Source organism: Brassicibacter thermophilus (genome assembly GCF_055378355.1).
The window spans coordinates 921777-934054 of the sequence record NZ_AP042446.1; the positions used below are offsets into that span (position 1 = coordinate 921777).

10 protein-coding genes are annotated in these 12278 nt (G+C 31.3%); 9 read left to right on the plus strand and 1 reads right to left on the minus strand.

Annotated features, from left to right (window positions below; translation table 11 throughout):
- Positions 1-3: 3 nt before the first annotated feature.
- Positions 4-792 carry a TPM domain-containing protein gene (locus tag ACZ41D_RS04415; protein WP_464152716.1) on the plus strand — a complete coding sequence of 263 codons (789 nt, stop codon included), beginning with the start codon at positions 4-6 and terminating at the stop codon, positions 790-792.
- A 75-nt stretch (positions 793-867) separates the two neighbouring features.
- On the opposite strand, the gene ACZ41D_RS04420 is transcribed toward ACZ41D_RS04415, so the two are convergent.
- Complete coding sequence (locus ACZ41D_RS04420; RefSeq protein ID WP_464152717.1) at positions 868-1311, minus strand: YaiI/YqxD family protein; 444 nt, start codon at positions 1309-1311, stop codon at positions 868-870.
- Between the two features lie 185 nt (positions 1312-1496).
- Between ACZ41D_RS04420 and ACZ41D_RS04425 the strand changes: the two genes are divergently transcribed.
- From ACZ41D_RS04425 to ACZ41D_RS04460, 8 genes are all read left to right on the plus strand, one after another.
- Positions 1497-3539: a sigma 54-interacting transcriptional regulator gene (locus ACZ41D_RS04425; protein WP_464152718.1), complete on the plus strand. Its 2043-nt coding sequence runs from the start codon at positions 1497-1499 to the stop codon at positions 3537-3539.
- 431 nt (positions 3540-3970) lie between these two features.
- The gene (locus ACZ41D_RS04430) at positions 3971-4963 is read left to right on the plus strand and encodes an ABC transporter ATP-binding protein (protein ID WP_464152719.1); all 993 of its coding nucleotides are present in this window, start codon (positions 3971-3973) and stop codon (positions 4961-4963) included.
- A complete protein-coding gene (locus ACZ41D_RS04435) occupies positions 4963-5928 on the plus strand; it encodes an ABC transporter ATP-binding protein (protein ID WP_464152720.1) in 966 nt (321 codons plus the stop codon). The genes ACZ41D_RS04430 and ACZ41D_RS04435 overlap by 1 nt, the downstream gene beginning before the upstream one ends.
- Before the next feature lie 12 nt (positions 5929-5940).
- Positions 5941-6900, plus strand: coding sequence for an ABC transporter permease (locus tag ACZ41D_RS04440; RefSeq protein WP_464152721.1), 960 nt, complete (start codon positions 5941-5943; stop codon positions 6898-6900).
- Between the two features lie 10 nt (positions 6901-6910).
- Positions 6911-7780, plus strand: coding sequence for an ABC transporter permease (locus ACZ41D_RS04445; RefSeq protein WP_464152722.1), 870 nt, complete (start codon positions 6911-6913; stop codon positions 7778-7780).
- 11 nt (positions 7781-7791) lie between these two features.
- On the plus strand, positions 7792-8943 hold the full coding sequence (locus ACZ41D_RS04450) for a M24 family metallopeptidase (RefSeq protein ID WP_464152723.1): 1152 nt from the start codon (positions 7792-7794) through the stop codon (positions 8941-8943).
- Between the two features lie 15 nt (positions 8944-8958).
- A complete protein-coding gene (locus ACZ41D_RS04455; RefSeq protein ID WP_464152724.1) occupies positions 8959-10578 on the plus strand; it encodes an N-acyl-D-amino-acid deacylase family protein in 1620 nt (539 codons plus the stop codon).
- Between the two features lie 15 nt (positions 10579-10593).
- Positions 10594-12240, plus strand: coding sequence for an ABC transporter substrate-binding protein (locus tag ACZ41D_RS04460; RefSeq protein ID WP_464152725.1), 1647 nt, complete (start codon positions 10594-10596; stop codon positions 12238-12240).
- The last annotated feature ends 38 nt before the right edge of the window (positions 12241-12278 follow it).

A 12278-nucleotide genomic window follows, 5' to 3' on the forward strand; every position in this document is an offset into this window, starting at 1 on the left:
TAGATGAAAAAAAAGTCATTTAAAATCTTTAGCATTTTAATATTGTTGCTATTAGCTTTATTTAATACACTTGCCTTAGCCGACGGGGTATTACCAGAGCCTAGTAGAGAGTTTTATGTTTACGATGAGGCTAATATTATTGATAGTGATGTTGAAAATTACATCATAAATGTTAATGAAGAGCTTTATGCAAAAACTGGAGCTCAAGTTGTTGTGGCCACAGTAAATTCTTTAAATGAAATGGACATTGAAGGATATGCAAACGAGCTTTTTAGAAAATGGGGGATAGGTGACAAAGATAAAGATAATGGAGTTTTGATTTTAGTAGCTCCAACTGAAAAATTATTGAGAATTGAAGTCGGTTATGGCCTTGAAGGTGCTATTCCAGATGGGAAAGCTGGAGCTATAAGAGATCAATACATGATTCCATATTTTCAGAGTGGAAACTACAGTCAAGGTATATTAGAATCATTTAAAGCGATAATTTTACTTATTGAAGATGAATATGATATTACATTAGATAAAACTGGTCAAATTGATGATTATAATATAAATTATACCGAGGAAACTGGTAATTCGTTTAGTTCTGTTAAAAGAATTATATTAGCAGTAATTATTTTGATTTTGATATTTATTGATTTTAGATTTTTTGGAGGTTTCTTAACCTACGCACTTTTACGATCACTAGCTAGAGGAGGACGCAGTGGTAGAGGCGGAGGTGGATCCTTCGGAGGCGGAAACCGAGGTGGCGGTGGCTCTTCTGGCGGTGGTGGAGCAAGTGGTGGATGGTAAGTAAAGTGAAATAATTAGTGAATAGTGAAAAGGATATATTGAAATTATAGAAATTGACGATTTCAATATATCCTTTTAATATTTTAAAATATGTTCAATTAATCTTTTAAGATTTTTTTCAAAATTCTTATCTGATTCATGATTTCTTTTCTTAAATTTCGTATACTTTTTATGCTTAACCCGAAGTTCACGATTAAAATGCCTGCGTTCTAATAATTCATCAATATTCTGTGAAGAAATTACAAACCCATTTTGATTTATACATTTGGCACCTTTAGCTATAACCATTGCGGCAAGTCCATAATCTTGTGTAACTACTATATCATTTTTTACAGCATGATTAGCTATATAAAAATCAGCACTATTAGGAGATTTATCTACAGTAATAACACTAGCATAATCATCATATATTTCATGACAATAATTTTTTACTACAACAATGTTTATTCCATAATATTTAGCTATTGAGATAGTTAGGTTGATAACTGGGCAGCCGTCGCCGTCTACTATAATTTTCATAACATCACCTTCATATTCATTATATCATAATAAAATACAGTGTAATAAACTTTCGAAATATGATAAAATATACAACAATACATATAAATAAACAAATTTCTTAAATAATAATCATAATTTTTATGATTATTATTCTAGAGGTATGGTTATCTGAATAACAATTAAGTTATAAAGAGGGTGAGAATATGGGCGATAAAAAAAGAATTGCAATGGTTACAGTGGACCACTTAGTTAATAAACCTTTAAGCGAACAATTAAAGGATGTGTTTAGAGATGAGGTTGAAGTTGTGCCTATATATTTGGATGATTGTGATTTTATCGATGTGAAAAATTTAGATCTTATTGTTTGCTCAAGTAAAGTCATAGAGAAAGATGTACGAGCTAGAATTAATGGAGATATTCCAATAGTTTCTGTAAGAAGGACTATAAACTTAAACAACCTATCTGAGGTTATAAGCCTTGATTCTGGGAAAAAAGTATTATTAGTAAGTAACCATCTTGTTTCTGCAAATGAAACAATAAAACTATTAAAAGAGCTAGGGATTGATCATGTACATTTTATACCATATTATCCTGGGTGTAATGAAAAGATACTTGATACAGCAGTAACGCCAGGTGGAAAACACATTGTACCAAGAGGAGTAAAAAGAGTTATTGACATTGGGGTAAGAATTATTGATATATCTTCAATAATAGAGATATTCTTAAAATTGAATTTATCAACTGAAAATTTACCTATTTTATCGGCAAAGTATACTAAAGAAATGATTAGATTAAATAAATTTAATAGCGAGAGCAATAAGATGTTAAAAGCAATGTTCGAGGTTACTAATGATGGAATTGCAGCTTTAGATGTAAGTGGAAATATATTTTTTTGCAACCAAAAATTTGCTAACCTATTAGGTTACAAGGATAATCAGTTAGTTTCTAAAAATATTGTTGAAATTATTAAAGACAAAAATATAATAGACATTATTTTAGATTCAAATTATAAAAATAATGAAATTGTTGATATCAATAATAAAGAATTAATGTTAAATAAAACTTTGCTATACCAAGGAAATTATTTAAAAGGTCATGTAATTGGATTACAGGAAGTCGTTCATATTCAAAACTTAGAAAAAGAAGTGAGAAAAAAATTAGTTAGCAAAGGATTTATTGCAAAATATAACTTTAGTGATTTAATTGGAAAAAGTTCAGAGTTGCTAAAAATAATAAATATTTCAAAAAAAATTGCAAAGACTGATTTAACAGTTTTGATTCAAGGAGAAGATGGTACTGGGAAAGAAATTTTTGCAAATGCTATCCATAATGCTTCTAAGAGAAAAAATGAACCTTTTGTTGCTGTGAATATGGGGGCATTGTCTGAAAATCTTGTTGAAAGTGAGCTTTTTGGCTATGAAGAAGGTTCTTTTACTGGGGCAGTAAAAGGGGGTAAACCTGGTTTTTTTGAACAGGCGCATAAAGGAACCATATTTATTGATGAAATTGGAGATACTTCTCCTAAAATCCAAATGAGTTTATTGAGAGTATTACAGGAAAAGAAAATTATAAGAGTTGGTGGTACAAAGGTAATACCTATAGATGTAAGAGTAATAGCAGCTACTAATAAAGACCTTTTCGATTTAGTAATGAAAGGTAAATTTAGAAAAGACTTATATTACAGATTAAAGGTATTGCATTTTAAAGTCCCTACTTTAAAACAGAGAAAAGAAGATATTCCTTTACTAGCTCAATATTTTTTTAGAAAGCTAAATAGTGATAAATACCTCAGTGAAGAAGTAATAGAAGTATTTAAAAATTATTCATGGCCGGGAAATATTAGAGAGTTAGAGAATTTGATTTATTATTTAGATAATATAGTTGATTCTAACGAAGTTACTGTTGAAGATTTACCTGAGGATTTAAGAGTACAAGCTGCAGTAATTGAAAAAGAAAAAAGCCCTGTTTTACCTGAATCAGTATTAGAAATATTAGGTGTAGAGAAAATTGATGAGTACATTGAAATATTAAAAGTACTAGAAAAAGCTAATTATTTAAGCATAAAGATAGGAAGAAATAGAATAGCGCAAATTTTAAGAACTAAAGGGTTAAAATTAACTTCAGAACAAATTAGAATAAAATTAAAACAGCTAGAAAAGATTGGTTTAGTAGATATTGGTACAACAAAACAAGGTACTACAATAAATGAGCAAGGCAAAATTTTTTTAAAAAAATATAAATATTAGGGGAATTATTAGGTGCTAATTTGGTGCAATAAAACTAAATTAGCACCTAATATTTTTGTAATGTTAAACTATATAACATTTATGTATAAATATAATTTAGTCTTCATAAACATGAAAACCTTTGCTACTTTAAAATAATAAAGTTTTTTCAAAATTTTAATAATTATTTAATACTTTATTATTATTTGGCATAGATATTGCTTATTTACTTGTAACAACATAAATTAAAAAACAATATAAGTAAGTTTATATTTTATTGATATAAAACATATTTAAGATTTAAGTAAATTGCATAATTACTACAAGGTCAAAATTATATTCTGCAATTTCCTTGATTAAGTAAATTACATAATTATTGCAAAATTAAAATTATTATTTAATTTTTCCCTTTGTGTAAATAAACTGAAAAACATAAAAGAGAGGTGAAAATATTGAGAAATGAGAGAGATAATTTATTAGAAATAAAAGACCTCGTAATTGGGTTTAATGTTGAAAATGAAGTTATAAATGTAATTGATAATGTGAATTTATCAATAAAAGAAAGCGAGATTGTCGGATTAGTAGGAGAATCTGGGTGTGGAAAGAGCATAACATCTCTTTCTATAATGAGATTATTGCCTAAAACTTCAGTTATCTCAAAAGGGGAAATACTATTTAAAAATAAAGATTTACTTAAATTAAAAAATGATGAAATGACCGAAATAAGAGGAAAGGATATTGCTATGATATTTCAAGAACCAATGACGTCATTAAATCCTGTATTCACAATTGGGGAGCAGATTTCAGAAATGCTTCTATTACATTCAGATATTAGTAAAAAAGAAGCTATGAAAGTAGCTATTGAAAAATTGAAACTTGTTTCTATTTCTTCACCGGAAAAAGTGATTAATCAATATCCCCATGAACTATCAGGAGGAATGAGACAGAGAGTGATGATTGCTATGGCAATGGCATGTGATCCGAAGGTTTTGATTGCAGACGAACCTACAACAGCTTTAGATGTTACTATTCAAGCACAAATACTTGATTTAATGAGAGAATTAAAGGATAAAACTAATGCGTCTATACTTTTAATAACTCATGATTTAGGAGTAGTAGCAGAAATGTGTGATTATGTCATAGTTATGTATGCAGGAAGGATAGTAGAGGAAGCTGATGTCTATAGTTTGTTTGAAAATCCTAGACATCCATATACTATAGGGCTACTTAAGTCATTACCTTCTTTAAATGAGATGAAAAGTAGACTTCATACTATTAAAGGCACTGTACCTTCACCTAAGGATTTTCCAAAAGGGTGTAGATTTGCACCAAGGTGTAAAAGTGCGACAAATAAATGTTTTGAAGAAATTCCGCCTTTTAAAAGGATAAGTGATACACATAAAGTAAGCTGTTTTAATGTTTCTAAAGAAGAAGGTGAAATTTAATGGATAAGATTATGGAAGTTAAAAATTTAAAGAAATATTTTCCTTTAAAAAATTCATTGTTTTCTAAACAGAAAAAATATATACGAGCAGTAGATGATGTTAATTTTGAATTATATAAGGGTGAAACATTAGGCCTAGTAGGTGAAAGTGGTTCTGGCAAATCGACTACTGGCAGGACTATTTTAAGGTTGTTAGAACCTACTGAAGGGCAGATTTTTTATCGTGGGGAAGATATTACTAATGCTAAAGGAGAAAGTTTAAGAAATATTAGGAGAAATATGCAGATGATTTTTCAAGATCCTTATGCATCATTAAATCCTAGGATGACTATTGGAGAGGCTATAGCTGAGCCTATGCTTTCTCATAATTTGTTAGGCAAAAAAGATGCACGAGACAAAGTATTAGAATTGTTTGAACGTGTAGGGTTAGATAAAGATTATTACAATAGATATCCTCATCAGTTTAGTGGAGGACAAAGGCAAAGAATTGGTATTGCGAGAGCTTTGGCGTTAAATCCAGAGATAATAGTTGCAGATGAGCCTGTATCTGCTTTAGATGTTTCTGTACAAGCCCAGATAATAAATTTGTTTAAAGATTTACAGGATGAATTAGGATTTGCGTATTTATTTATAGCTCACGATTTAAGTGTTGTTAAGTATTTAAGCAATAGGATTGCTGTAATGTATTTAGGTGAAATAGTGGAATTTTGCAACAAAAATGAACTGTTTAATAATCCTCTACATCCTTATACATTGGCACTTATTTCTGCTATACCTATTCCAAACCCAAGAAGAAAAGAAAAAAGGATCATTTTAAAAGGAGATATACCTAGTCCGGTTAACCCTCCAAAAGGATGTAAATTTAGTAGCCGTTGTTTCAAACGCATGGATATATGCAGTGAAGTTCGTCCAGAATTAAAAGAAATAAATGGACATAAAGTACGATGTCACTTGTACTCTGAATAAGGAGGAAAAGTTATGGGAAGATATATTCAGAAAAGATTATTAAAAGGTTTAGTTACATTTTTTATAACTGTAACATTGACGTTTTTAATTGTAAGACTTATGCCATCTGACCCAGCAACATTGCTAATGGATCCGAGAATGTCGGAAGCACAACGTCAACAAATGCTTGTAGATTTTGGATTAGATAAACCTATATATATACAATATTTGTCATATATTAAGAATTTGTTTAAGGGTGATTTAGGAATATCGTTCATGCAGAAAAGACCAGTTATAGATATTATTATGGATAAACTTCCATGGACACTATTATTAATGGTTACAACACAGTGTATTACTATGCTAATAGGAATACCTTTAGGAATATATTCAGGATATAAAAGAAGCAGTTCATTTGATCAGATAGTTAATGCTATTGCTATCTTTGGAATTTCTATATTTGTTCCATGGCTAGGATTTACATTGCTTTATTTCTTTGGTTATAAGCTTGCTGTGCTTCCTATTGGAGGAGCATATACTCCAGGTATTGAAGGTGGAATTCAATATTTTATTGATGTAGGAAAACACCTTATATTACCTATAATAACATTAATGATTATTTATCTAGCTAATTATGTTTTATATACGAGGGGCAGTGTAATTGATGTTTTATCTGAGGACTACATTAGAACTGCAAGGTCTAAAGGTATGAAGGAGAGGAGAGTCCTTTGGAAACATGCATCCAAGAATGCTATGATTCCTACTGTTACAGCTGCAGGATTAATGCTTGGCAGAATGGTTGGAGGTGCAGTTTTAACGGAAACAGTATTTGCATATCCCGGAGTAGGAAGAATGATATATCAAGCTGTCAGTCAACAGGACTTCCCTATTTTACAAGGATCATTCATTATTTTAGCATTAAGTGTAATTATCATGAATATCGCAACAGATGTCTTATGTGCTTATTTAGATCCTAGAATTAAATTGGATTAGAGGTGAAATAATGGCTAGTAAATCAAATATAAAAAATAGATGGGAAAAAGAAATAAAAGCGTTTTTAAATCATAAGCTTGGAATGATTGGTTTATTTGGAGTGGTATTTTTAATACTTGTTGCTATATTTGCCCCCCTTATTGTTGAACCAGTTGAAGGATATGGTTTATATGAGGACAAGCTATTACCTCCTTCAACTGAACATTTATTTGGAACAGATGATATGGGCTTAGACTTATTTTCTCAAGTAATATGGGGAACTAGGTCTTCAATAAAGGTAGGAATAATTGCAGTTTTTTTAGCAATGGTAATTGGAGTACCAATAGGGCTTCTTTCAGGTTATTATGGAGGGGTTTTTGATACTCTAGGTATGGGTCTTACAGATATTTTTCTTACAATTCCCATGCTTCCACTAATGATAATAGTAGCTGCTGTAACAGAATCTACAAGCATTAACACAGTTGCTTTTATCATAGGAATATTTTCTTGGCCCAGTATAGCTAGAATTACCAGATCATCTACGTTAAAAGTATGTGGTATGCAGTATATAGAAGCAGCTAAGAGTTTAGGTATTAAAACTAAAAGCATTATATTTAAACATGTACTCATCAATGCAAGTACGCCTGTTTTTGTTAACTTGACTATTGTTATGGCAACTTCAATAATTACTGAATCAGCTATTAGTTTTTTAGGCTTGGGAGACCCTCTGGCATACAGTTGGGGGAAAATACTGCATAATGCTTACCAAAGTGGTGCATTTTCTACAGCTTGGTGGTATTCTTTATTTCCAAGTATAGCGATTATGTTCTTTGTAATTTCTTTTAATTTTTTAAGCATGGGAGTAAGAGATGCACTTAACCCTAAGATAAGCAGAGAATAGGAGGAGATAATTTGCAAGGATTTACCTTAGGTGAATATCAAAATCGAATTAAAAAGATAGTTAACTATATTAATGAAAAAGATTTAGATGGTTTTTTCATATTTAATCCATACAATGTATTTTACTTAGGGCTTTATTATTACCCGGGAAAAAGACCAGTTGTAATCTTTGTTCACAAAACAGGCAAGACTTATGCTTTTACACCTAAAATGGAATTTCACGAAGCTTGTAAGCTAAAACAGCTGGATAAAGTTTATGCATATGATGATAATTTTAGTGAAAAAGCTGATTTGTTTGATTTTCTCAACAAAAATGTACGGTCATCATTTTCTAATGTCAAAAAGGTAGCTGCAGATGAATTGAGCGTACTAGGATATAAAAGAATGAATGAGATATTTGAACATGTGGATATAGACAATCAGATTATGATTATTAGACAAATTAAATCAGAAGAAGAGATAAAAATGTTAAAAAAAGCAGCTTTTTATTCTGATTATATAGTGTCTAAAGGAAGAGAAATGCTAAAGCCAGGGATAACAGAGCTAGGACTACTTAACAGAATGATTACAGAAACTGTAGATAAGATGATACTGGACATGGGAGATGTAGTTTATGTTCCAGGTGGACCAGCAGGTGCTTTGGTACCTAGTGGTATTAGAACTGCAATGCCACATGCTTTGCCCAGTGGTAAAAAGGTTGAAAAAGGAGATACTATGATTCTATCTTGTGGTACAAATGTTTGGGGATACAGGATAGAATGTGAAAGAACCTTCTTTGTAGGTGAACCTGATAAAGAGAGAATCAAGGCATTTGAAGTGATGAGAAAAGCTCAATTGCTAGCTATAGATCTTATGAAGCCTGGGGCTGTTTGTGAAGACATAGAAAAAGAAGTAATTAAATTTATAACGGATTCTGGTTATGGAAAATATATCAAACATAGAGCTGGACATGGTAAAGGATTGGAAGAACATGAGTTACCATATATTGCAGCTGGAGATAAAACAGTTTTGCAAGCTGGTATGGTTTTTTCAAGCGAACCAGGCATTTATATAGAAGGGTTATCAGGATTTAGGCATTCAGATATAGTTCTGATAACAGACAATGGAGGTGAAGTTTTAACAAAGTATCCAAAAGACTTAGAAAGCATGATAGTTAGTATTTAGAGGGAGGGAAAAATAGTGAAAGAATATGACATTATTATTAAAAATGGTTTCATAGTAGATGGTACAGGAAACCCTGGATTTTATGGAGATGTAGCTATAAAAGGAGATAAAATAGCTAAGATAGCTACTAAGATTGATGGAAATGCAGACAGAGTTATAGATGCTAAGGGCATGATGGTTTCACCAGGATTTATAGATCCACATGTACATGAAGAAACAGTTATTCTTAATGATAACTTATTTGAAGTATTTTTAAAGCAAGGTGTTACTACTACAATAAATGGAAATTGCGGGCACTCAATCACTCCTTTAGATTCATCAAATATATATGAATATTATTATCTGAATGGATTGATTACTGAGGAAGCAAAAGAAAGGTATAACAGAGAACAACCTAAGTGGAGTAATTTTAGTGAATATTGTGACGTAGTAAGGAAAAAAGGAACCAATATTAATATGGGCTTTTTATTAGGTCATGGCACTATTAGGTGGACTGTTATGGGAGGTTCTAAAGATAGACCACCGACAGAAGAAGAGGAGAAAGAAATATTACGATATATTAGAGAAGGAATGGAACAAGGAGCTTTTGGAATATCAACTGGTTTATCTTATATTCCTAGCAGATATGCAGATACTGAAGAAATAATCAAATGTGCTAAAGTTGTTGCAGAATACGACGGTGTATATGCTACTCATGCCAGGTATTATATAGGAATACTTGAATCTACTTTAGAAGCAATAGAAATTGGGAAAAAGTCAGGTGCAAGGGTACAAGTATCTCATTTAACTGCTACTTCACCAGAGTCTTTCGATGCGATACTAGAAGCAAGGAAAAATGGTGTAGAAATAGCAGTAGATACAATACCAAGAAGTACTGGACACTGTACTCGTAAGGATAGATTAATACAGTTTATTATGGCAATCTCTTCTGAGCTATTTGATAAAGGAGTAGAAGGTGTTAAAGCAGCATTAAAAACCCCAGAAGGGAGACAAATAGTACTTAAAGATGCTTATATATTTGGTAATGATATGAATAAAGTTTTTCTTATAAACACTAACAATCCTGATATTGAAGGGAAAAGTATTCAACAAATTGCAGATGATAGAGGTATTGATGAGCCAAAAGAACTTTTGTTAGATTTGTTAGCTGATGACAATGATAATTATACATTTTGGTTAGGTGGGCCAAGTAGAGATGATTTCCCTATTGGACCACATCCTAAAAATATTCAGGAAAACCCACTTGTAATGGTTGGTACTGACACAATATTTGGAGAGCCTTGGGATCCAGGTTCATGGTATGAATTACAAAGAAGAGGAGGATTTCCAATATTTATGGATATGTATTTAAAGGGAGGTGTAAGAGTAGAAGAAATTGTAAGAAGGAATACTTCTTTAGCAGCACAGCAGTTTAGATTAAATGACAGAGGTTTAATAAAAGAAGGAATGAAAGCTGATATATCGGTAATTGATTTAGATAATTATAGCTATCCTTTACCAACAGAAATTGATTATTCTAATCCTTTAGTAAATGCTGAAGGAGTTGAGTATGTTTTAGTAAATGGTAAGTTAGCCTTGGATGAAGGAATTGTATTAAGCACAATGTCTGGACAAGTTTTATTAAATCAAAAATAATAAGGAGGAAGGGAAATGAAAAGATTATTAGTTTTAGTATTGTGTTTAGCTTTAGTATTAACTGCACTTACAGGCTGTGGAGATAGTGGAAATAACCAGGCAAATGAAGCTAATGGATCTAATGAAGGAAATGAGGTAGCTGAAGTTGACAAATTTGGGGGGACATTAACTATTGGAACATATGCTGATCCTGATACATTAAATCCTCTAACAGGAAATGATATTGCTGGATCTTGGATATTAAACTTAATATATCCTACTTTAATGGTAATGGACGAAGATGGAAATAAAATACCGTATATTATTGAAGAACCTGAGATTTCAGATGATGGATTAACTGTTACTGTCAGACTAAAGGATGGTTTAAAATGGGCTGATGGTACACCAGTAACATCTGCTGATATTGACTATACTTATAAAACATTGTATGAACAAAAACTTCAATGGCAATGGTCAGTACTTGATGGTGTAACGTGGGAATGTCCTGATGATAAAACAATAGTGTTTACATTGTCTAAACCATATCCTACTTTCATAACAACTATTGGTTTTTGGCAGAGAATAGTACCGGCACACATTTGGTCAGAAATAGAAGATGTTAAGAACTTTACAAATGATAATCCTGTAGGACTAGGACCTTTTAAGCTTACGGATTATGAAAGAGGACAATACTACGTTTTGGAAAGTGTTGATGAGTGGTTTTTATCACCTGAAGGAAAGCCATACTTAGACAAAGTTATTTTTAAGCCTTATCCAGATGTAAATACTATGATTTTAGCACTTAAATCAGGAGATATAGATTTGACAGCTAAAGAAATTCCAGCTGCAGCTGCAGAGGAATTTAGAGATAATAGTAAATTTACTGTAGTCCAAAATATGGATTTAGGATATGAGCACATGGCAATCAACTTTAGAGATAAATTACTTCAAGATGTAAATGTTAGAAAGGCTATGGCTATGGCTATAGATAGAAGTAAAATAATTGATTTTGCATTTGATGGTGACGCTGTTGAGATGAATGGTATAATTTCACCTGTATACGGTAAATACCAAATTGGAAATGATTTTCCATCACATGATGTAGATGGTGCAAAAAAATTATTATCTGATGCAGGTTATAAAGATACAGATAACGATGGTATATTAAATGCTCCAAATGGCGAAAACTTAAGTTTTAAAATTATGTTTGCAAATACTTATAGTGAGCATGAAAAAATTGCAAGAATCCTTGTTGACAATATGAAAGAAGTAGGAATTGAATTGATTCCAGATCCAATGGACAAGTCTTTGCAAACTGAAAAATTATACAATACGCATGATTGGCAGCTTACTTTAAATACTTGGGGAATAATTGATGATGTGGAATCTTCAATGTCAACATTATTCTTATCTACATCTAGCTTAAACTGGATGGGATGGAAAAATGATGCTGCAGATGAAGCAATGTTGAATATGCAGTCTGCATTAACTGAAGAAGATATTATGAACAATATGGATGCATTCCAAAAAGAAATTACAAAAGATATCCCAGATATTCCATTAGTAGTTAAACAATGTAATTTTGCATATAGTAATGATTTTAAAGGATTTAAATTATTCCCATCAAATTTAAAGGGTTTAGTGGACCCGCAATCACTTTGCCAAGTTTATAAAGTAAAATAAATGCATAATACTACTGCTCTAATTAGAGCAGTAGTGTT